The organism is Ruegeria sp. BG6 (assembly GCF_056538465.1).
On sequence record NZ_JBQFTB010000018.1, the window covers coordinates 1 to 21,949 of the forward strand.

Below are 21,949 nucleotides of genomic sequence, written 5' to 3' on the forward strand. Positions count from 1 at the left end.
CAAAAGAAAACCCCCGACGAGAACGCCGAGGGCAGACAGGTACTTCATGGATCAAACTCCTGCAGTTGCTTCTTTATTTAGATGCAGGAGGGTCCTCAGTTTTCTGGGGGAGCGGACGTTCAGATTTGTTGCTGGAATGGCCGAGTTGCGGGACTAGAAGAAGGTTAAATTGATAGTGCGCCTCAGACGCACGAAGGCGTAACAAGGCTACTTCAAATGCCGATGCCTGACAAAAGGCTTGCAAGAAGCGATTGAAGAACCGATTGGCTGTAGGTTCGTTGACAATGCAAACTACCTGGCACCACTGCACACCCATTTTGCCCAATGCATCGAAAAATATCTGAAAATTGCGATAGCTTTTCGCTGTTTGGACCGTGCGTGCTAATTCTCAGGCGTTGTTAGCGTATGAGTTGAACATGGTAAGTTTAAGTAAATGGAAGCTGTTTCCGACCGAGAGGAGCCTCTGCCGGTATTTCTCTCTTGGCAATGTCTCGCCAACATCTATCCGAGCGTTTTTGGAAATAGCGGGACCAATATGCGCATTGGCAGCTTTGGTTGCTTTCAGCCTTTATAGGGCTTCCCCGGTGAACTATGCATCTGTCCTTATGTGAAACAAGTTGGGTTCTTTTGAAATGCTCTGCCCCCAGGGGAAGGTGCGGTCAGAGTAACTTTTCTTGATGCAGAAATCTCTATACGTGCCACAAGGTCTGTACGCGCAGGGCACACAGCGTTCCGTATTGACTAGCAAATCACAATCTACCTAAATTTTGGAATGAGTAGCGGAAAACACTTTGACGATCTGTCAGTCGGCGATGCTTTCGATACCGGTGGTATTACGCTCACAGAAAGCGCAATTATTGATTTTGCGCTTACGCACGACCCACAACCTTTCCACGTGAACAAGGTGGCGGCAACAGAGTCGATTTTCGGCGGTATTGTCGCCAGCGGCTTTCAAACAGTCGCGCTCACCTTCCGGCTATTTCGTGACACTGGTGTGTTGACTGGAACCAACTTGGGCGGCCACGGCATGGACGAGGTGCGGTGGCTCGCTCCCGTTTTCCCCGGCGATACACTGCGAGCGCGTGTTACAGTTGAGGTGCTTACGCCATCACACTCCAAGCCTGATCGAGGAACGGTACGATTTCGCTACCGGACGTACAACCAAAACGATGTCGAGGTACTTAGTCTGGTCATGGATCATGTTATGGCTCGGCGAAAGTAAGTCAGTTCATCTTCATATTGTGGACGTCGGCGTTGGGCTCGGTTCGACTATTCGCTGAGCAAGGTTTGAGAGACTGCAATTCGGACAGTCCGGCCGTACGCAGGGCCCTGCCTAATGCGCGTCTTTCTTTACGCGTCAGTGGACTCTCGTTCCCTAGAAAAGTAAGATGGCGCCATAGTTCTGTGACCTAGGGAAGCAGGTGCTATGACGGATGACCAAGTTCGGCGACGGCTCGCGGCTATCCTTGCAGCAGACGCAGTAGGATACAGTCGGCTGATGGATGCGGACGAAGAAGCTACCCTGCGAACGCTCCTGGCCCACCGTGAAACCATTGAAGTATCCATTGCCAATTACGGCGGTCGTGTTTTCGGATCGGCGGGCGACAGTGTAGTCGCCGAATTCCCGAGTCCCGTGGAAGCCGTGCGCTGCGCCATAGAAATTCAGCGGGGACTCGAGACTGGAAACGCTCACTTTCCAGTAGACCGCGTTATGCTTTTTCGCATTGGCATCAACCTCGGCGATGTAATGGTCGAGGGAGGCAACCTCTTTGGCGACGCAATTAACGTCGCGGCCCGGCTCGAGAAGCTGGCCGAAGCTGGGGGAATTATGATCAGCGGAACGATTTACGATCAGGTTGTTGGCAAGATCTCTTATCCGTTCGAATTCGTGGGTGAGCAAACTCTCAAGAACATTGAAGGCCAAGTGCGCGCATACCGTGTGGCCACCAAAGAGATCGAGACGGATGCTCGCACACGCGACAAAGGCACGCTTGAATTCGACCTTCCGGAAAGACCTTGCATCGCGATTGTACCCTTCAAATGCCTGCGTTCTGACCCCGAAAAGGACTTTCTTGCCGATGGTATCAGGTTCGGTATCTCGGCCACACTAACACAGCTTTCCGGGCTTTTTCTTGTTCATGCACCGGCCCTTAATCCCTATCGCGGGAAAGATGTCTCGGCATCATCGGTGGGCGCCAAATTCGGCGCTCGCTACATTCTCGAAGGCGCTGTCCAACAGGCTAGTGATCGAGTGCGGGTCACCGCGCAACTTACAGACGTAGAAATCGAGCAAATCATCTTTGCTCAAAGCTATGATCGAGTTGTGGATGATATCTTCAAAGTTCAGGATGAAATAACTCGGGAAATCATCGCTGCACTGAACATAAAGTTGGCCACGAACGAACGAAATCGCATTTGGTTCGGAAAACTCAACAGCCCTGAGGCGGTGGAGTGTTACTACCGCGGTGCCAGTCACTTTTACGAGTTAAACCCGGAGGACAATGGAATTGCCCGCGGCTTTTTTGAAGAGCTTCACCGCGTACAACCCGACTCAGTGGTGGGTCCGAGCTACGTTTCCGTAACGCATTGGATGGACGGTTTTTTCAAGTGGACCGAGCCGGCAGCAAGATCCATGGAACTGGCAGCCAATTGGGCGCAAAGTGCAATAAAATACGAAGACAACAATGGCATCGGTCACGCTGTCTTTGGGCATATTCTACTTCTTAACGGAAAATATGAAGAAGCGCTGACGCTATGTAAAACCGGAGCGAAGCTTAGGTCGAGTTGTCCGTTGGCGCATGCTCTCCTGGGGCTCGTGCTGAATTATTGCGGCGACGCACAATCCGCTGTTCAGAGCGTGAAAGAAGCCCTTCAGCTCGAGAAAGTATATCCTGCCTGGCTAATCGACGTACTCGCAGCCGCGTACCGAGACAACGGCAACATTGCGCTCTCGATCCGCGCTGCGAAAGAGTCCTTGCGGCTCAATCAAAAGAACAATGACGCTCGCATTATTCTCTGCAGCGACTACGAGCTTACATCCGCTCACGACGAGGCGAAACGCGTCGCCTACGATATCGTGAGGAGTGATCCGGCGTTTTGCCTATCCGACTACGCAAGCAGTCAGCCTTACAGGGACCCGTCAACGCTGGACCACCTTGTGCAAACCCTTCGTGTGGCTGGCTTGCCGGACTGAGCACCAGACTTGGATTTCAGGTCCTTGGCAAATTCGATTTAGCCTGCTTACTTAAATCAGCGCATTAGTCCTAAAAAATCATTGCCCGTGTAAAGCGATAAAACGAAAACTCGGCTATCGGGAGTATCGTGGCGAGTGGAGATGTCAGATTTAGGCTCGAGGCGGGTTTCTATCTCGTACTGAAATTGCCCGTCCGGTAAGGTTTCGGATATTACTCTGTCGTGGCATTCGACCTGCTTGAGAATTTATCGACCCTTCCTCAGGTCAGTGCGATCAACCACCCGCCCCAGACAATCAAAACCAGGCCAAATCCTCGGCTCAGAAATCGCCCAAATGGCAATGTCTTTTCCGCCAACACTACGATTGTAAGTACGGCAACCCACGGCAGGTTCATGACGCCCAATACAAACAACAGCACCATCAGCATCCAGCAACAGCCAAGACAGTAGGCCCCGTGCTGAAGCCCCATCTTCGCGGCACCCAGGGTTCCCTCGTGCCAATGAGCCGTCAAAAAACTCATGGGCGAGCGGCAATGCTCTAGGCAAGCGTTCTTGAGTGGCGTCCATTGGAACAACCCGGCGAATATCAACATCACGCCGCCTACGGTCGGCGCAACCCTCCCCATCATGGAGGAAAGCACGCCACCCGTGTGCAGCCACCAATTCAATACAGTCGCCGCCAGCGAGAACCCCAGCCAAACCAACAGATACCCTGCAACGAAGCTGCCCGTCGGCACGAAGGGGCGCCCTGCCTCCTCCCGTTTCGCGCGCACTCTTTCGTAGATCATTACGGCGGGTGTAACCGAAGGCAGCATCATCGCGAACATCATCACGGCCCACATGAAAAGCATGAAGACAAAATCCGCGACTGACCACTGCATCATCATCGGCATGGTTACGTCGCTGGCCATCGTCATCGGGGACGAACCACGCCCGAGGTAAATTGTATAGGCCCACGCCAGCGCCGTGAGCGCAACTAGCGCAGCCAGAACCAGCGCCCGATCCCGTTGTGCAACTCCTAAAGCATTCATAATAATGGCCTGACGATCCGGCCCGGCCTCAGCCGGCCCAGGCGACTTGTCCAACCACACCCGACCGGCCTGTCCAGCTCATGGGCATATCCGAGTCGTTCCAGGTGGTGCCGTCACTGGGGGCCAGATCACCTTCATGCCCCTCATGCCCGAAGGCGAGGCTGAACGCGGCGTTCTGCAGTTTCATCTTGTTGCCGAGATCATTGACCAGACGGCGGGATTTCATCTCGCCCACACCAGCCACGCTTGCAGTTAGTTCGCCATCGGCCTCGGCCACGCTGATCCCAGCACGTTTTGTCGGAAGCCAAGCCGACAACAGGCTTGCTGGCACCTCCATGCCGCCGCCGGACGCACCCTGCAAGATGGTCTCCAATGCCGCGGCCTGCGCATCGCTAGCATTATCGTCAATGTAGACCCGCCCAGTGCCGTTAGCGTCGAACAGAGTCGGACCGGGGAAATGAAACGAAACAATCGCGTTTTGGCCAGAAAGGTCCACGCCTTCATGAGAGCCCTCGCGAATTCGTATCAACAAAGATGTTGCGCAGTACCCTTGGTCCATGAGCATAAGGTCGGCTTGTCCGAACCAGCATGGGCAAAGCATGTTGCAACTGCAGGTTTCGACGAGCTCGCCCGAAACATTCCAAGCCATGACTTCTCCTCCCGTCTCACGTTTTCCGCAGCCGAATTTTAGCATAAAGGCCGCGTTTCACCAATCAACCACAAGGCTACTCGTGCTTGCTCAGGGCTCAATGCGAACACGCCATCAATTTAGCTGGGCGTCTGCACTCCGTACGGTAGCGCATGCTATATCGCTACTTCTGCGTGCAGTTGGTTAAAATTTTTATTTTTGGAATAGGATAGGCAACAATCTTCCGTTCTTTTCTCGCCGAGCGCATCTTGCCCAAACAATTTCCATCCGCGTCGGACACTGACCAAATCGGTCGCGGCAGTCCAACGAAACGACCACTCCGCCGCGGACCCCAAGCCGCGAGCACCGGCGACTACCCGTCAGCCCCAGGAACGACTCGTCAACGGTCCAGTCCTACGGCTGCCGTCAGCGCCAGTGAGCGGTCTCGTAAGCTGTCCCTAAGCGCCAGTGAACGGGCTCTCCAGCGGTCAGAAATGCCCCATGCTGACCCGCTGACGCTCCATTCCGCCCGTCGCTTCGCTCAGCTAAATGCCCCCGAAACCGCCCCAGTTCCGGCCACCGGTCGGAAAAGTTCTTAGGTTTCATCGGCGGGCAAGGATTCCTACCACCCCAGCCACAAAAATTACTGAAAATCAGATACTTAGAAGCACTCAAGATGTAAGTATACTTACCTTGATTTCTGCCCACACCTCCCCCACAGATAGTGCATGGTCGCGGTTCCGGCCGGCTGCGTCCCCCAAAAAACAACGGCAGACAACGACATGCGCAACAAAAGCGTTCGTATAAGTGACAGAATCATTGGCGATTCCAGACGGTACAGAGTGCGTTGGTACTGTGATTGGAGTGAAAATCATAAGGAGGAGACTTTCAAGTCGCTGGCTAAAGCGAAGCAACGCAAACGAGAAATCGATGCCATGAAAGCTTCTCAAGTCGGACCGGGAATGCGGGAGATGAAGTTCTCTCAGCTCGCCGAACAATATAGGGAAGCCTCAAAGCGCGGCAGGGATGGAAAAATGCCGCTCGAGTTCTCCACGTTAAAGGGCTACCAACATTATCTGGACGAACACATACTCCCGTACATCGGGAATGTACGTTTGAACGAGCTGACCAGAGACAAGGTGAGCATGTTCATGGGACAGCTCACCGAGAAGTTCACCTCCCGACAAACTGCCAAGCATGCATTTGACCTTTCCAAGTCGATCTTGAACTGGGCTGTGGCTAGGGACCTCATCGTCAAAAGCCCCGCCTACAAACTAGCAGTGCAATTGAACGACGGCAGGGGCGTAACCAACTCCGTCAACCATATATTCGAAGTGACCGACGGCTGAGAGTTTCGGCTCATGGAGAGTGGCCACTCCGACCAATCCTTTCTCGCCGCATGTCAGGATCAAACAGTTTTCGCCATACAGACTGACTTGCTCCAGCTGGAGCGCCAGCGCCCCATTGATATTCACTGTCTGACGTCAGCGCCAACGGGACAGTTTAGGCTCCAATGGATTCTCAAACACAATGGAGGTTCAAATCAAATGGGGCACTCCAACGAATACACGCACCGGTCTACGGCGCGGCGAGCTATTCCCCGCTGAACCTGTCCAGGGCGGACGAGGAAGGTGGAACACCAGTGTCTTATTTGATCCTTTTGAATTCAGGCGGTAAGTTCGTTATCACTGCGTTTGGCTTGGGTATCGCAGACGGGAATTTCTTAAACCTGCTGTATATTCCGCTCGCACTTGCTTGCTGGCTATCGCCTGTCATTGGTATCATCTACGCCATGACGGGCTCTTCTGACCCAGAGCGAGCAACGATGGGATACGATCCTAGGAGGAAAGCGGTGAACCTGTTGCGCAGATGAGCACCTGACCGTCCAGCGCCAAAACTCAATGGGTATTGGTGCCTTTCATCCGTCTTGATTCAAGCTGGGAGCAGCGAAAATGAACCCAAGAAACTTTGTTCCAAAGGGCGCCGCCAGCTATCGTATCGACTATGATGGGTCGGCCAAGGAAATCTATTTCCTGTTGCTGCCAAAGCTGACCATGCTGGCCTTTAGCGCTGCAGTGGAACCTCTGAGGATCGCCAATCAGGTTACAAACAAGGAACTGTATAAGTGGTTTCTGATCACGGAAGACGGAAAACCGGTTTCTTGTTCGAACGGGATAGAGATTACGCCGGATTCTGCCTTGCACAATTTACCGAGATCCTCACGACTGCTTGTTTGTTCTGGAATTGAACCGGCGGAAAGTACAAACCCGAAAGTCCTGTCGTGGATCAGGCGTCAGAGAACCTTTGGGTGTAATCTGGGTGGTGTTTGCACAGGAGCATTTGCCCTTGCAAAGGCCGGAGTTCTCACAGGCAGAAGGTTCACATTGCACTGGGAGAACCATCCTGCTTTTGCCGAACATTTTCATGATTTGGAACCGTCGGCAAACCTGTACGAGATCGACGATGAGCTTATGACATGTGGTGGTGGCCATGCCGCAACCGACATGATGCTGGACATGATCGAATCCGATTTCGGAAACGAACTGGCGGTCATCGTGTCGGACATGTGCATCCACTTTCGCTCCAACAATAGTAAAACGCTTCAGAAATCAGCTTTCTCGGTGGCATTGGGCAGTCGCAATCAGCACCTGATCAACGCCATGCAGATCATGCAGGAAAACCTGGAAGATCCGTTGGATATCTCTGAAATAGCCGAAGCCGTGCAGATATCTCGTCGCCAGCTTGAGCGTCTTTTCCAAAAATATGTCGAAACTTCACCTGTGCAGTTTTACATCGAACTGCGCGTTTCGAGGGCTTACGCATTGCTCAGCGAAACCGAGATGACGGTTGCCGAAATCGCGGCCGCGACGGGTTTTGGCAGCGCTACACAACTTACGGTGCGGTTCAAAAAACGCTACGGCGAGGCGCCAACGTCATTCAGAAGGGGGTGGTCGGACAGGCGTGCATGATTAGCGACGGAACGCTGCTGTTCGGCCTATTCAAAGCCGGAGTCAGAGTAAGGCCTCTGCCCGTTCGACAACCCAAACCATCGCGACCAGACTTGCACATGCGGCGACGGCGGCGCGAGAGCCTACCCAGATCCGCCCCGGCTGTTTGCGCAGAAACAACACCAGCGGCCAGACCAATAGGACGATCATAACTTGCCCGGCCTCCACGCCAATATTGAAGGCCAGCAAGCTGTGCCAAACGTTCGGTGCGTCGACGCGCAGGATCTGGTGCAGCATGAAGGAAAACCCAAATCCGTGCAGCAAACCGATGCCGGACGTGATTGCAAAGGCCTTCAGGTCACCGTGTCCCTTTTCCGGTGGCCAGACCGCCATCAAGGCAGCGTAAATTATGGAAAGCGCAATCGCCAATTCAACAGTTGGGATGAACCATGCGCCACTCGGTGCGAAACCAAAAAAGCCAAGGATCAGCGTTACTGTATGGCCGAGGGTAAACCCCGTGACGCGCGCCAGCAGGCTATGAAGGTTCAGAGCCCCGATGATCATGCAAAGCACGAACAGCACGTGATCGGGCCCTTCCAGAATGTGCCGAATACCTTCGACAAAGAAAGTCGAAGCCGCTGAGGTCGCTGATCCCGATACATCGACCGGGTTATGCATCAGGCCCCTGGCACGGTAAGTCCGAACCTCCTGCCTGTTGTAGTCGAGGATCAGGTTCGCGGTGTCTTCCTGTCCCTCAAGTCCCGGATCAGACGCATAGGACAGACTGTAGGTTCCCACTTGTCCTGTATTGAAGCGCAGATGCACGTCCACCATCACGGCACCCACATACGTCTCGTCGGTCGTGGGGAAAACATCGCCGGGTGCAAATGCAGCCCGGGCTTCATCCAGCGTGGCAAATCCGGGTTCCTGCCCCAGCGGGTGCAACCTGATAGAAACGACATTTGCCTTTTGTTGCTGACCTTCGATTGACAACAACAGGCTGTCGGCAGCGATGCGGGCCAAACCGGGTGGGTCACGACGCAAAGCGGTCTGATCCACGTAATGCATCAGCATCCCATCTTCGATCTGATTGTATGTATAAGGTGCCGGAGCGGGTAATCCGTCGGCACCTTTCGGTCCGACGAGTTCCGCGACCAGATATGGCATCGGCAAGCGCACGTAGACATCAAGACCATCTTCCGAGTGGGCAACATGATGAATACGGACATTCTGGTTCAGATTGAAATGCGCCTTGGCGCTTCCTGCACATAATGAGATCAAGGCTGACAGCACCGAAAAAATGAACAGCCGCACAGGTTTCACTATGTTAACCCCCTGTCTTTGCACTGATTATCGTCAGCCCATCAAGCATCCATTGGCTGCCATGCCGCGAGACGTCGAGCACTCCGCGGTAAAGGACCGCCTGCCTGTGAAAATGCCCCCAATGGCCGCCGCTGACACGGGCCGTCCAATTGGCGAGCGCCTGGTGTCGGTTCCTTGTATCGCCTGCAGCAAAGCTTTCGACGTTCAAATCAACAATTTCTTCCACACGCGCCATTGCGCCGGATGGTAACTTGACCGACAAACCTCGCTTCATCTCCGCTTGTACGTCATCGCGATTGCCCGCCTCAACGAATGGCTCAAGCGCTGCCGCAGTCCTGTCACTTTGCGTCTCAAGCATCGCGGTGCCAATGTTGCTCAGCAGTCCTTCCACAACCTGATGCGTGGCGATCTCATCCGGTTCCGTCGTCATCGCGAAGGGAATCGGGCTTTTTACGGGGTAGACGACAATTGCGGCGGCCCCGAATGCACCGGTCAGGCCGATCAAAATCAAACGCTGGCCCCCGGTTCGTTTCGACGAAAACCAAGCACAAATGATACCCAACAGACCCAGGCCAATGGCAAACAACGGCACCTGTGTCAGGCCCGCAGTTTTGACAACAACAGCGCTCGTTTTCGGGTCTGCCCAAGACGTCAGGTGGTTATTCCAACTAACAACAGGATCGGACGCGTAAATCTGTGATGGTACCGCCCCGGCCGGATCGGTGAGGGTGATTGGTATGACGTCCAGATTGTCCGGGAACAATTCCCACGCCACATCAACACGATTGGGTAATGTCATGACCGGGTAGGACAGCACAACGCCCAGCAGCATCGTATTTCGGTTGGCTTCCGCCTCATCCGGAAGGACGCGCAATCCTTCGGCCCCAATCTCGATACGAGAGACCTGCACCGTATCAGGGTTCACTTGCTTTCCATCGATGGCGATCGGGTTTCTGTTCGCAAAAAACTGCGAAACCTCAGACTTGATGCCAACGACCTGATCCGCGGTCAGTCGTTCTGTGTTTCCAAGGTTCAGATCTGCCCAACCTTCGAAGTCTTTCAAACGCAAGATGATCTCGTGCCGGACGACCCGCGGTTCCATGGCCAGAAACGACATCATCGGGGATTTGTGGTGACGGGTCAGATTGGGGTTTTCAAATGTGGTGAACCACGGGTCGCTCCAGTCCGGGATCATCGTCTCGGGCTGCGAAAGATAGCGATAGTCTGTAACCGGAACGCCCATGTGTTCGGCCACCACGCCAATAGAAGCCAAAGGAATACCGTCAGCACTCAGCGGAGGGACAAACCTGATCCGTTCAGGCTTGCCATTAAACGGATACTCCATATCCACGTAGACGACTTTGTCACTGCGTGGTCGCGGTCGATATTGCGCGCTGGCTGCTGTTTGCCGGGGTGTCCTGGGTCGCACATCGATCGTATTTGTTGAGCTGGTCAGTTCTTCTCCGTCCGCCCAAACCTGAAGGTTTTGCCCCGTCCGCTCGGCCAAAGACAAACCCGAGCCGTCATCTGGGACGACAAATACCGGATAGTCACTCAGATCTATCTCGAGGATGACCCGCACATGGTCGGGCTCTACCGAAAGCTCGACGAAGTTCGGCGCGGTTTCGCCGCCGTAGGGTGAAACAAGATCAGCAACCGACTGGTTTGCGCTGAACATAAGGCCCGCGATCATCGAGCTCAAAAAGACCCCAATGTTGCAAGCAGCGCCAGACTTAGAAATGAAACGCGACGGCAGCATAAATGCCATTCTGATCCACGTCATAGGCAAACTCCCCACCCGAACGATTTGTGGAATAGTCAATTCCGTAGAATTGATAGCCAAACCGCAGGGACGTGTTCTCCCAACCTTTCCAGTCGAAGCCTGCAAGAAGCAGATATTGCAGGTCATCACCATTCACACCAAATCCGCTTAGTTCGGCGCGGCTGGCAAAGCTCCATTTGTCGTTGATTTCCACCGCATAGCGAAGCGCGATCATTGGCTCGAACCAGTCTTCGGTTCCGCCCAGCGTCATGCCCGGGCCAAGGCCGGAAATGTCGATCTCTTGCTTTAACCGGTTCCACTGAACACCGATTGCGGCGTCTGCCGCGTAGCGCCTGCCAGAGGCATTGACCCCGTTCGCAAATCGGTAAGCACCTTGAACATTGGCGAAGGTTTGCCGGACATCAACATCGACACCCACCCTTCCGCCGGGCAGGGTGCCGTCGCCGCCAAGCCTCACATAGTAGACTTCGGAGATGATCCCGAAATCTCCGTTCCAGCCTTCATAGCGCACCGAAGCGGCCCCTTGCAGCACATCCAGAACCTCACTCAGGCTCAGGTCCAGATCGACGCTTGTGCCATCAATGGTTGAGGTGCCCGTGGTGCTGAGAGGAAGGAACAGATAGGGCGTGATCGAGTGTCGCCAACCACCTTCATCATTCTCGGATCTGGAAAGGGACTGAGCGCTTGCGGCTTCCGCAAAACCTACGATCAGCCCGACAGTCAAGATCAATTTATTCGTGATACTTCGCATCGCAACGCCCCTTGCATTATTCAAAAAACCGGCACGTGCTGCTCAGCACGCACCGGTCAAATTTGATTTTAGTTGTCGCCGGGATATGGGAACTCCTGCCCCAAGGCTTCCGAAGCTTCTTCGTAGATGGGTCTCAAGACGTCGTCGACATCATCAAATCCACCCTTTGTGAAATCGGAAAATTCCATAACCTCCGGGGCCAAGCCCACCTGCTCGGCATAAGCTGTTTTGTCTGCCGGGTCCGGCGCGATCGCTGGAGCGGCAAGCGGCGGCGACCATGTGCGTTCTTCAGTGGCCGCCATTCGAACGGTGATGTCGTCTTTAGTCACATTCCAGACCATGAAATCATCCGCCATGCTCAGGGGGCCGTCGTACGTGGATCGAATTCTCTCATACACGCCATTAGCCGTGTCGAAGTCGTTAAAGAAATGGTACGCGACAGCCATGCGAGGCTGGATATCGCTCATCACTTTGCCGAACGCCTCGGGCGCGGTGTGAACTTGTGTCCCGACTAACAAAGCCGACTCGGGCGTAAACTTCATCTTGGCGACGAGTTCTGGCACCGCAATGAAACACTCGTGGATCGCTAGATCGGCATTCTTTGCGTATTCCTTGAACCATGTGTTGGGATAGGTGTCCGAGCTGAATACGAATTTCAGGCCGTTCCATTCGAGCGCGTAACTGACTGCACCGTCGATCGAGTGAATGGCCGGGAAAGTGCGTATCTGGATTCCATTCTCGTCGTAGATAACCCCGTTTTCCAGCTGGTAGTCGAATTCGTTAACTTCCATCGAATAACCACGAAAATCAATGTTACCAGCACGACCCGCCAGATCCCAGGTCAGCATCTTCTGCATGTGATCCAACGCATAGGCGGTGCCAAGCTCCTCAGCAGGTCCGCTCGGACCCCAGACGCGCAACGGCACGTTTCGCCCCATCAATGCGCCGCCGATGAACAGGTCATGCAGCGCACCAAAGTGGTCGGTGTGTAGATGCCCGATGAAGACTTTGTTCAGGTAATTGTAAGGAATCTGAAGAGACGAAATCCGCTCGGCCGAACCCGAGCCAATATCGAACAGGAACTTGTCCCCGTTGCCCAATTCCACAAGGAAACACGCGGCAGCCTGCGCGGCCCGTGTTGTGGGCATTCCGGTCCCGCACGCAATGACCCGCATCTCATCTTCGGCCAGGTCTTCGGTATTGGGGTAGTACACATCCCGCGGACGATCACGCACCATCGTCGGTGAAACCTCTTCCGTTTCCTGCGCATATGCTGCCGATGGTGTAACAGCATCCATTACGGCATCTGTAAACGCTTGCGGAGAGACGGCCCAGGCGCCGAAAAGCAAACCAATTGCGAAATGCTTACTCAGTCTTCTGTAGTTCGAATGATAGGCCATGTATCCTCCTCCAATTGCTTAGCGGCGCGGCAAGCGGGAGTAGCACCAAGGCACACCATCCCGCTGTTATGGTCATCAAACTGACACTTAAGGATCATGCATGTAAGTGACTCACGGTGGGTACTGGGGTGACTCACGTTCCGATAATTGCAAGAATAAGAATATGGTAAGGCGTTCCGAAGAAATCCCGGATAATGACAAGCGTGCCGCCCTAAGCAGATTGCTTGCGGACGCGCACATGGATGGGTCCGAAAGACTTCAGGCCTTTTTGACCTACATTGTTGACGAAGAACTCGCCGGGCGAGGCGAAAAAATTCGTGGAAAAACAATAGCGCAAGACGTCTATGGCCGCGACACCTCAGAAGGGACCGATCCGGAAAACGTTGTTCGCGTAGACGCCAGACGGCTTCGTCAATTTTTGGAACTGCATTACGAGGGCATTGGAAAAGAAGACCCGGTACGCCTGCATATCGACAGCGGCGGGTACAGACCACGTTTCGAAGCGGCCACCAGAGTGAGTTCGGCATCGCCTTCGACTGACGCCAAACGTTTTGGCCTTCCCTTCGGCGCGTTCGCTTTTGGGGCTGTTGTTGGCGCACTGATCGCAGTCAGTCTTGTTCCGGACAGAAAAGACCCCGCTTCGGCAGACTTAAGCAATCCACCTGAGACGGACACGAACGCGTACTTACAGCGCGCCGCAATTTACGAAAAATCCCCTGCCGCTTTGCAAGCCTTCAATCTGGCGCAACAAGCACGGACAATGATTTTTCCGATCTTCGACCGGCAGCGCCAGTTACTGGTTCTTTCTGTGTTTGAAGGCGTGATTGAGATGGACCCTGATTACTTTGGTGGCTACGCGGGTGCAGCACAGGCATTAGCGTCGCTTTCAGTGATTTCTCCTCCGTCAGACGCAAAAGCGGAATATGCCGATGCAGCCATGAAATTGGCAAACCAGGCCGTTAGCCTTGCGCCAGACCAAGCCTGGAGCCAGTCCGCCAAAAGCTGGGCCTATTTCGCCAATCGCGATTACGATGCTGCGTTACAGCTCGGCAGGCGCGCTTCACAACTTGACCCGAATGATGGTGCAGTCCTCGACTTTTTTGGGGCTGTCGCTTTGTATTCGGGCGAGTTCGAGGAGGCAATCGCAACAGCTGACCGGCTTTCCCTTATGAATTCCAGCAACCAAAGGTTCGCCAATCGCAACGTTTCAGGCGCGACCTACTTTCATCTGGGTGAGTATGAAAAAACGGTACAGCGCTTTGAAGAGGCCAAGCAACTTGGGGATCCGCTGAGTGCACCTTCGCTGGCATATGTCACGGCTGCCTTGTCTGCAATGGGGCGCGACCAAGCCGCACAGGCAAAGTTGGCAGAGCTTGAGCGAGCCTGGCCAGGCGCACCAATTGGTGCGATGCTGAAAAGTATTCATAGAGACGACAAAAACGCCGAAGCCGTCTTGCGTGAACTGCGAAAACAGGGCTGGGTCAGTCCCGCCGAGCAGGAAGAAGTCCAGCAATGAGTTGTCTCATTGCGCGTGTGGCAGACTATACTAGCGCAAGCCTTCTGAGCAAAAGTCAGTTATCATATTGTTCGGTGCGGACGGCAGGCTGGAAGTGATCAATTAACAGACAGTCAAAGGAGGGTCTGTCGCGTTTACCGTTCGAATTTGAAAGGGTGTGTTGAATGTTCAGTTTTGGTAGCCCGCGCGCCTTTCAGGACCGCTTTGCGCGTTCCCTTGGCATCCCCCTATTGGTCGTTGCCGTATTGATTGCCACTCTGTCTCAACCCCGCCTTACAAGCGCATGCACGGTGTGCATAACACTGCCGGACGCATCACTTGCTGATCATCTGATTTCGGCCGAAATCATTGTTTTGGCCGGACCTGCACAGGACAACCCATTCAGATTTGCTCCGAAAAAGCTGATCAAAGGCACATCTGAGGATCTTGCAGGATTGCCTGAGATTCCGTTTCTTGTCGACAGTGCGACCCGCGCAACATTTCGCAATTACCCGGACAAGAGCATTCTCTTTACCTACGGAGCGGTGGACAAGGACGCGGCCGGGCGCGGTTTCTCGCGCAGATGGAAAAGGATATTCACTCTGAACCCGGACCGGGAACAGTTTCTGGCAAGTCTCGAGGACGCGGCAGAAAACTGGTCTTTCGGCAGCAAAAACGTTGCGGAGCGTGTTGAGTTCTTCGCCGGGTATCTAAACTCCGCGGATCCCGTCCTGCGTGACACAGCGTTGATCGAACTGGATCGCGCGCCGTATCCAGCGGTTCAAGCCCTGCGCCCAAAGGTTCAAACCAACCGGCTGATGGAGGAGCTTCGCAACATCAACCGCATAAGCTTTGTTCCGATTGCAATTCGTCTCTTGGGTTTGCAAAAGGACGATGCGGAGGCGGTCGGGATCGTACGGGCACGTTACCCGCGCGCCGTAAGCAGCCGCAGCGGTTACCTTTACGATTGGGCTCTGGCCGGTTTGGAGGTGGACGGATCGGTTGCGGTGCAAACCATCGACAATGCGCTTCAAAAGTCAGGACGGAAATTGCAAGACAGGCAGAGCCTGATACGCGCGTTGACTGACGCTGGCACGGCGTCTCCGAACCTCAGAGATCCGATCATCGACGTTTTTTCCAGAGCCCTGACCGACGACAGCGCGTTGGCATTGAACATCGCGATTGCGGCGCGCGACTGGCAGGAAAATCGCTTGGATCACCAACTTAAGGCAGTATTGGAAAATGAAGAACCTGATCCACTGACGCGGTTCGTCATTCAAACCAAGATTGCACCAACCGATTGAAATTAGACGCCTTCAGTATCCAAACGAAGACGGCGTGCATGATGTTTCGGCAAATCTCATGCCTTCAAGATTCACTTTGGTGCTTCACCAAAGTAGCCTCCAAAGAATGCGACCATTGCAAGCAATACGCCGACCAGTATTGCGATGACCCAAAGTGCTCCGCTGCCCTTGGCAAAATATCCCATCGAAAGCAGGCCAACTACGAATATTCCAACCAAGAAGTACAGTATTGTATTGTCCACCTTATCCCCCCAAACGCTAAATCAATTGCGCAAATATCTATCTCGCTCGGAACAAACTGATCCGACTATGGTTCGAAAGGCCATGTCAAACGGCCTGTGGTGATTGTCGGATACCATTCAGCGTGGCGAACAAAACCGGGACAAGGATCATTGTGAGCATCGTGCCCACCGTCAATCCGCCCATGATCGTGACAGCAAGACCCACCCAAAACACGTCCGGCAGCAGCGGTATGACACCCAGAACCGTGGTTGCTGCGGCCAATACGACGGGGCGCAGTCTTGAGGCGCCGGCATTCAAAACGGCGTCGTATCCCGGCTGACCTTCAGCCAGGTTGTCGTTGATCTGATCGATCAGAACGATCGCATTCTTGATCATCATGCCAGCCAGGCTCATGCCGCCGAGCAACGCCACAAACCCGAACGGTGTGTTCGTGAGAAGCAAGCTGGGGACGATGCCTATCAGCACAAAAGGAACCGTCAGGAAGATGACCAGCGGTCTGCGATACGAGTTGAACAGGCCGACAACGATAAGAGCCATGATCGAAAACGCGGGTATCATTCCCGGGATCAGGGACGCCTGTGCAGATACCGTGTCCTCGTACTCTCCGCCCCACTCCATGCTGTAGCCTTGCGGCAAGTCGGCCTCCAAAGCGTCAAAATCGGCGAGAACTGCGGCGCGATAGCTTGGCAGGGTAACGCTGTCGATGGGATTGGCCTGAACGGTGAGAACACGGCGCCTGTCGCGGCGATTGATCGTTGGGTCTTCCGGCTGGATATTCACGCCGCGCACGACCTGGGCCAACGGGACAGGCTCAACAGAAAACGGTGATTGCAGTTGCAGAAGTTCAAAGTTGTCCACGGCGGCCACATCTTCCGCGCCGGGCCGGACGATGATCGGCAGCAACTCATCGCCCTCGCGGTAGAGGCCAACCGAACGCCCGTCAAACGCGCGTTTCGTCGTGTTGCCAAGGTCTTCATACGTGATGCCCGTCCATCGTGCCCGGTCCTGGTCATAGTCAGGCACGGTCTTCAGGACCCTGTTGCGCCAATCGGTGCGTGCCACCTTCGTCCATTGATGCTGATCCAGTATCGCAACAGCCCGGTCGCCGATTTCGCGCAGGGTTTCGGGATCGGCATCTGCCGGGCCGATGATACGGTTTTCAAACGCCCAGGTATTGCTGGGGCCCACACCAAACTGGCGCGTGAACGAGGTTGCCTCGGGCATATTCTCGGACATCCATAGCGAAATGGCTTTGGTCATCTCGGGAATGTCCCGGTAATCCTGGACGTTCACGATGACTTGCGCGTAGGATGGATTGGTCCCTTCGGGATCGACGGGCAAGTAGAAACGCGGCGGGCCTGCCCCGATAAAACTTGCGATACCAGTCACGCGGTCATCCATTTCCACCTGCTCTTCGATGCGTTTGATGGCTTCTGACACGGCTTCAATCCGCGTTCCCTCGGGCGCGTAATAATCGATCATGTACTTGGTCATCGAAGAGGTCGGGAAAAACAGTTGTGTAACCGAACCAAAGCCTACGCCTGCAATAACCAAAGCACCCAAGGCTACACCGATCGTCAGGTAGCGAACCCGGATCGCGGCAGCCAGAAAGCGGCGGTAAACGGCGTAGAGACCGGTGTCAAAAGTCTCGCTGGCTCCGCCCTTTGGCTCGGGCAGCATGGCAACACACTGCAGTGGCGTGACCGTCATGGACAACAGCCAACTGACCAGCAGCGCAATCCCGACAACCGAGAAAAGTGTTCGGCAGTACTCGCCCGCGCTCTCGACAGATGCAAAGATCGGGTAGAAGGCCATCACGGCGACGAACGTGGCCCCAAGCAGGGACATGGCGGGGCGCGTTGCGGCGTCGATTGCGGCTTTCGCGCGATCCATGCCTTGCGACATCCGAACCATTGCGCCATCCGCCACGACGATTGAGTTGTCGACCATCATTCCAAGCGCAATGATCAGCGCGCCCAAGGACATGCGTTGAAGATCTATGCCCAGCATCGCCAGCGGAATGAAGGTGGCGAGTATCGTCAAGATCAACCCGCTACCGATGATGATGCCCATCCGAACACCCATCGCCAGAGTCAAAACGACCAAGACAATCGCGACGGCCTGTCCGAGGCTGATCAGGAAACTACTGACTGCCAGGTTCACGTCGTCGGACTGCCAATGAACCCGCTCAACCTCGATGCCCACAGGCAGGGCCGCGATCAGTTCAGACACTCTCGCATCTACAGCTTCTCCCACGCTGACGACGTTGACACCTGACTGGAAGGATATCGCCAATCCAATGGACGGAAGACCGTTATAGCGCATCATGGTGGTCGGTGGATCAGCGTAGCCTTCCCTGACCTCGACAACTTCACCCAGCCGGAGCAGTTCCGGGCCCCGACGTTGGCCGCTTTGAACCTGATCCAGACCGCTTGGCCGTACTACCAGATCTGCAATGTCCGTCGGGCTGGTGAATGTACCGCTTGGCGCAATCCGCATTCGGTAGTCGCCAATGTTCACGCGACCCGCATCCACAATCGCATTCTGCGTCTGCAAGGTGCTGAGAATGGTCTGAGCCGATACGCCCAGCGCAGCCAAAGCTTCTTCCCGTGTCTCCAGATAGATGACCCTGTCGCGCTCTCCCCACAGATCGACCCGTCCGACTCCGTCGATCAATGAGAGTTCTCGCTTGAAGTCTTCGGCGAACCGGTCGAGTTCCTGGGGGGTAAACCCATCAGATGTCATGGCCAGCAGAAGCCCGAAGACATCACCGAAATCGTCGTTGATAGCAGGACGGCCCGCACCGGGGGGCAGGTCTGTTTCCACGTCCCTGACTTTGCGGCGTAGCGTGTCCCAAATCTGGGGAAGTTCATCGGACCAGTAATTCGGACGGATCTCGACCTTGATGGTCGAAATGCCAGCCCGGCTTTCGCTCGAGATGTAGTCGATTTCCTTGATCTCTTGGAGCTTGAGTTCAATCCGTTCGGTGACCTCCAGCTCTACTTCTTCAGGGCTGGCACCGGGATAGGGGGTGGTTACAACTGCGGTCTTGATGGTGAATTCGGGGTCTTCCAACTGGCCAAGACTGAAGAACGCCGAAATGCCGCCCAACGTGAGCATGACGACCGTAAACCAAACAAACTTGGCGTTGCGGACAGCGAATGCGGCAAGGCCCATTATTCCGGATCCTCAGAAAGCAGCGACACCTTCTGGCCCTCTCGCAAAGAGTTCGCGCCGGCCGTAACGACCACGTCGCCGAACTCCAGTCCTTCGCTGACGGCGACCCCTTGCGACCGGGGTGTGCCAAGCGCAACCTTTCGTGCGGTCACGGTTTCCGAGGTTGCGTCAAACACCCAGACATGAGGGTCGGTTTCCCCTTCGGGCACAAAAACCGCGCTGGCAGGAACCGTGATCGCGTCAAATGGCTCGTGCCCTTCCTTTGGCTGACCGCTGACACGCCCTGCCATGCCCGGAAGAACAAGCGAGTCTTCTGGTTGCTCCATAATCAGAGTGACGGGGAAGGTTCGAGTGGTTGCAGAAGCTTCAGAACCAATCTCACTGATCTCGGCAGGCAGGATCACGTCCCCTAAAGCGTCAAAAGTAACGGTTATGTCCTCGATATGCGGGATCAGGGCGATGTATCGTTCGGGGATATCGATCACCACTTCGATGTGCTCCGCATCCAGAATGCGCAGAACCGGGCTTTGTGCCGCGACCTCTTCAAAATCCTCAATGTATTTTGCGACCACACGCCCATCGAATGGCGCAGTCAGGCTTGTATAGGTCAAATCCAAGGTGGCCCTGTCCAGCGCACCTTGCACAGAATTGATTGCTGCCTGAGCTGATGTTTCACCCGCGACAAACCGATCAAGTGTCGCTTGCGCAGCAACGTCTTTCTCAACCAATGAACGTTGCCGGTCCGTTTGAAGCTTGGCGTTCTCGAACGTCGCCTGCGCGCTCTCAAGTTCTGCGGAAAGTCGGTCGACCTCGGCTTGGTATGGGGCCGGGTCCAAGGCAGCGACAACGTCGCCTTTGGCCACCAGGTCGCCAACCTGAACGTCCACTCCGACCACGTTGCCCGGGACGCGAAATGCCAGGGACACCTCGCGCGCGGCTCTGGCTGTTCCAACAAAGTACCGGTCATGCAAACTGGACAGATCGGAAATCTCGGTTGCCCTGACGGGACGGACGACCGTTTCGGCTGTTTCCTCTTCCTTCTCCCAGCACCCCGTAAGCGACAGGAGGGCAAACAACCAAACAGAAATTCTCTTCATTTCCCCCTCCTGTGCCGGCCGTTTTACCTACCGTCGTCTTCGCGAAGGTGGGCCAACTTGCAAATCAAACGCTAAAAGCTGTTGGAATTGTACGCGCTTATGAAACAAAGTCAAAAATCGGAATTTGTTGGGCAGGTATCAAAAAGATATTTGAACGTTCCTTATCAAATCCATATCGTCAGCAACTGACCCTTACGTCCTGCGAAAGGTGGAAAGGTGTATTCAGGAGATCTGGGGAATCCGCCGGGCTAAGTTGAGCACTGTGCAACGACAATAATTCTTGGTCTTTCAACTGAGCCTCACGCGTGCGAAAAACAATGGTCGATTTCCGTCCGCAGTCTCAGCTCGCGGTTCGCAAGGTATGAGTTTGCCAGCACCACCGAGAACTGCGTGGTTCATTGATTGGCGAAACAACCTCGCTCAAGTCAGGGAAGCGGCGGGAAGTTGTTTCCGGTTGGCGTTGAATTAGGAACTCAACGCTCAGTTATGAAAGACAGCCCTGAGACGAGTTGCCTCAAACCAAGGGCTGCCCCGGCGAAGATCGCAGCGAATGTGACGGGCGCGCTGTAGGCAAGAAGTGAGAAGGCAGAGATGCCTTGTCCAACGCTGCATCCAACCGCGATGACCGCGCCTGGGCCCATGATGGCGGCACCCAGCATTTGCCGCTTGAGTTCACGTGGATCCTCGCACGCTTCCCACCGGAAATGGCCCTTGGACCAGGATCCAAGGAACGCTCCGATGAGAACACCTGAGACCGAACCGACAGCAAAGGAAAGCGTGGTGCCGGATGCAGTCATCAGATAGAGTATCGTGTCACCCAGCGGCCTTGCGAATGTATGGGTCTGCACCGTCTCTCCGTCAAAGCCATGAGACGCAACCCAATACGTTCCAAGCCAACCTGAGGCGACCGCCAGTCCTACGGCTGTGCCCCAAAATACCCGCGACGGGGTGCGGCGAAACCGTTCGTTTGCCAGAGCGAAACCCACCATGGCGGCGCCGACAAGCGTACCAATCAACCAGGCCGGAACAGAGGTCAAGCGCTCGGCCAGAAAGCTGATGCTCTGCGGCTGGCCAATATCCATTTCCACAGGAAATACCGAAACCCTGAGATATGCCAGGGGGCCCGACATCGCGACGTATGCTGACAGACCAAGGACAGATACGATTACGAATGATCGGAGGTCACCGCCCCCCAGCCTTGCCAAAGCGCCGTAGCCACAGTTTCCACTGATGGCCATGCCGTAGCCGAACAGCAGCCCCCCCAGGATCGAGCCGATCGGGTTCCACGATTGCGCAAGATATGTCGTTTCGACGGGATCGAGCCAACCCAACGCCATAGCCACGTGGCTACCGACAATGGCCACACCGATTGCCACCGCCCACATTCTCAGCCGCCCATCATCATTGGCGTATAGGTAGTCCTCAATCGCGCCCAACGTGCAGAAGCGACCGATACGTGCCGCCAATCCCAACACTATCCCGCCGATCAATCCGATCAGGGCAACGGAATTGGCGTCTCCCAGTAATTCGAACATGGCCAGTCCCCTCCCAAAGCTGGCGGCCTTTCAGACAGGGCC

At 54.9% G+C, this 21,949-nt stretch carries 17 protein-coding genes; 7 read left to right on the plus strand and 10 right to left on the minus strand.

The window, feature by feature from the left end:
• The first annotated feature begins 772 nt into the window (after positions 1-772).
• Together ACR0JW_RS21520 and ACR0JW_RS21525 are read left to right on the plus strand one after the other, a co-directional pair.
• Positions 773-1,222, plus strand: coding sequence for a MaoC family dehydratase (locus ACR0JW_RS21520; RefSeq protein ID WP_170682856.1), 450 nt, complete (start codon positions 773-775; stop codon positions 1,220-1,222).
• Between the two features lie 204 nt (positions 1,223-1,426).
• Entirely contained in the window at positions 1,427-3,193 is a 1,767-nt protein-coding gene (locus ACR0JW_RS21525) for an adenylate/guanylate cyclase domain-containing protein (RefSeq protein WP_480714418.1), read from the plus strand.
• Positions 3,194-3,452: 259 nt separating this feature from the next.
• Here the strand turns inward: ACR0JW_RS21525 and ACR0JW_RS21530 are convergent, their stop codons facing one another.
• Both ACR0JW_RS21530 and ACR0JW_RS21535 read right to left on the minus strand, forming a co-directional pair.
• Positions 3,453-4,223, minus strand: coding sequence for a DUF2182 domain-containing protein (locus ACR0JW_RS21530; protein WP_170682854.1), 771 nt, complete (start codon positions 4,221-4,223; stop codon positions 3,453-3,455).
• A gap of 28 nt (positions 4,224-4,251) precedes the next feature.
• Positions 4,252-4,872, minus strand: coding sequence for a DUF1326 domain-containing protein (locus ACR0JW_RS21535; RefSeq protein WP_480714419.1), 621 nt, complete (start codon positions 4,870-4,872; stop codon positions 4,252-4,254).
• A gap of 707 nt (positions 4,873-5,579) precedes the next feature.
• Between ACR0JW_RS21535 and ACR0JW_RS21540 the strand changes: the two genes are divergently transcribed.
• The 3 genes from ACR0JW_RS21540 (at position 5,580) to ACR0JW_RS21550 (ending at position 7,820) form a co-directional block, all read left to right on the plus strand.
• Entirely contained in the window at positions 5,580-6,200 is a 621-nt protein-coding gene (locus tag ACR0JW_RS21540) for a phage integrase central domain-containing protein (protein ID WP_480714420.1), read from the plus strand.
• 164 nt (positions 6,201-6,364) lie between these two features.
• Entirely contained in the window at positions 6,365-6,724 is a 360-nt protein-coding gene (locus tag ACR0JW_RS21545) for a hypothetical protein (protein ID WP_480714421.1), read from the plus strand.
• A 79-nt stretch (positions 6,725-6,803) separates the two neighbouring features.
• Positions 6,804-7,820, plus strand: a complete 1,017-nt coding sequence (locus ACR0JW_RS21550; protein ID WP_480714422.1) for a GlxA family transcriptional regulator — start codon at positions 6,804-6,806, stop codon at positions 7,818-7,820.
• A gap of 42 nt (positions 7,821-7,862) precedes the next feature.
• Here ACR0JW_RS21550 and ACR0JW_RS21555 read toward each other — a convergent pair whose 3' ends face one another.
• The 4 genes from ACR0JW_RS21555 to gntH all read right to left on the minus strand — a co-directional run bounded on the left by ACR0JW_RS21555 (position 7,863) and on the right by gntH (position 13,056).
• Positions 7,863-9,122, minus strand: a complete 1,260-nt coding sequence (locus ACR0JW_RS21555; protein ID WP_170682473.1) for a HupE/UreJ family protein — start codon at positions 9,120-9,122, stop codon at positions 7,863-7,865.
• Between the two features lie 4 nt (positions 9,123-9,126).
• A complete protein-coding gene (locus ACR0JW_RS21560; RefSeq protein WP_480714423.1) occupies positions 9,127-10,815 on the minus strand; it encodes a hypothetical protein in 1,689 nt (562 codons plus the stop codon).
• Positions 10,816-10,855: 40 nt separating this feature from the next.
• Complete coding sequence (locus ACR0JW_RS21565; protein WP_170682475.1) at positions 10,856-11,656, minus strand: hypothetical protein; 801 nt, start codon at positions 11,654-11,656, stop codon at positions 10,856-10,858.
• A 68-nt stretch (positions 11,657-11,724) separates the two neighbouring features.
• On the minus strand, positions 11,725-13,056 hold the full coding sequence (gene gntH / locus ACR0JW_RS21570; protein WP_480714424.1) for a guanitoxin biosynthesis MBL fold metallo-hydrolase GntH: 1,332 nt from the start codon (positions 13,054-13,056) through the stop codon (positions 11,725-11,727).
• Positions 13,057-13,219: 163 nt separating this feature from the next.
• Here gntH and ACR0JW_RS21575 point away from each other — a divergent pair, with 163 nt between their 5' ends.
• The gene (locus ACR0JW_RS21575; RefSeq protein WP_480714425.1) at positions 13,220-14,572 is read left to right on the plus strand and encodes a tetratricopeptide repeat protein; all 1,353 of its coding nucleotides are present in this window, start codon (positions 13,220-13,222) and stop codon (positions 14,570-14,572) included.
• Positions 14,573-14,736: 164 nt separating this feature from the next.
• Positions 14,737-15,855, plus strand: coding sequence for a hypothetical protein (locus tag ACR0JW_RS21580; RefSeq protein WP_170682478.1), 1,119 nt, complete (start codon positions 14,737-14,739; stop codon positions 15,853-15,855).
• Between the two features lie 71 nt (positions 15,856-15,926).
• Here the strand turns inward: ACR0JW_RS21580 and ACR0JW_RS21585 are convergent, their stop codons facing one another.
• The 4 genes from ACR0JW_RS21585 to ACR0JW_RS21600 all read right to left on the minus strand — a co-directional run bounded on the left by ACR0JW_RS21585 (position 15,927) and on the right by ACR0JW_RS21600 (position 21,907).
• Positions 15,927-16,097, minus strand: coding sequence for a hypothetical protein (locus tag ACR0JW_RS21585; protein WP_170619310.1), 171 nt, complete (start codon positions 16,095-16,097; stop codon positions 15,927-15,929).
• 85 nt (positions 16,098-16,182) lie between these two features.
• A complete protein-coding gene (locus ACR0JW_RS21590) occupies positions 16,183-19,275 on the minus strand; it encodes an efflux RND transporter permease subunit (RefSeq protein WP_170682479.1) in 3,093 nt (1,030 codons plus the stop codon).
• Positions 19,275-20,372: an efflux RND transporter periplasmic adaptor subunit gene (locus ACR0JW_RS21595; protein ID WP_170682480.1), complete on the minus strand. Its 1,098-nt coding sequence runs from the start codon at positions 20,370-20,372 to the stop codon at positions 19,275-19,277. Before ACR0JW_RS21595 ends, ACR0JW_RS21590 begins: the two co-directional genes overlap by 1 nt.
• A gap of 473 nt (positions 20,373-20,845) precedes the next feature.
• A complete protein-coding gene (locus tag ACR0JW_RS21600; protein ID WP_170682481.1) occupies positions 20,846-21,907 on the minus strand; it encodes a YeeE/YedE family protein in 1,062 nt (353 codons plus the stop codon).
• Positions 21,908-21,949: the final 42 nt, after the last annotated feature.

Coding starts and splice junctions, on each gene's coding strand:
- ACR0JW_RS21520 (WP_170682856.1), top strand. CDS start 773: ATGAGTAGCGGAAAACACTTTGACGATCTGTCAGTCGGCGATGCTTTC.
- ACR0JW_RS21525 (WP_480714418.1), top strand. CDS start 1,427: ATGACGGATGACCAAGTTCGGCGACGGCTCGCGGCTATCCTTGCAGCA.
- ACR0JW_RS21530 (WP_170682854.1), bottom strand. CDS start 4,223: ATGAATGCTTTAGGAGTTGCACAACGGGATCGGGCGCTGGTTCTGGCT.
- ACR0JW_RS21535 (WP_480714419.1), bottom strand. CDS start 4,872: ATGGCTTGGAATGTTTCGGGCGAGCTCGTCGAAACCTGCAGTTGCAAC.
- ACR0JW_RS21540 (WP_480714420.1), top strand. CDS start 5,580: ATGGTCGCGGTTCCGGCCGGCTGCGTCCCCCAAAAAACAACGGCAGAC.
- ACR0JW_RS21545 (WP_480714421.1), top strand. CDS start 6,365: ATGGATTCTCAAACACAATGGAGGTTCAAATCAAATGGGGCACTCCAA.
- ACR0JW_RS21550 (WP_480714422.1), top strand. CDS start 6,804: ATGAACCCAAGAAACTTTGTTCCAAAGGGCGCCGCCAGCTATCGTATC.
- ACR0JW_RS21560 (WP_480714423.1), bottom strand. CDS start 10,815: ATGATCGCGGGCCTTATGTTCAGCGCAAACCAGTCGGTTGCTGATCTT.
- ACR0JW_RS21565 (WP_170682475.1), bottom strand. CDS start 11,656: ATGCGAAGTATCACGAATAAATTGATCTTGACTGTCGGGCTGATCGTA.
- gntH (WP_480714424.1), bottom strand. CDS start 13,056: ATGGCCTATCATTCGAACTACAGAAGACTGAGTAAGCATTTCGCAATT.
- ACR0JW_RS21575 (WP_480714425.1), top strand. CDS start 13,220: ATGGTAAGGCGTTCCGAAGAAATCCCGGATAATGACAAGCGTGCCGCC.
- ACR0JW_RS21580 (WP_170682478.1), top strand. CDS start 14,737: ATGTTCAGTTTTGGTAGCCCGCGCGCCTTTCAGGACCGCTTTGCGCGT.
- ACR0JW_RS21590 (WP_170682479.1), bottom strand. CDS start 19,275: ATGGGCCTTGCCGCATTCGCTGTCCGCAACGCCAAGTTTGTTTGGTTT.
- ACR0JW_RS21595 (WP_170682480.1), bottom strand. CDS start 20,372: ATGAAGAGAATTTCTGTTTGGTTGTTTGCCCTCCTGTCGCTTACGGGG.
- ACR0JW_RS21600 (WP_170682481.1), bottom strand. CDS start 21,907: ATGTTCGAATTACTGGGAGACGCCAATTCCGTTGCCCTGATCGGATTG.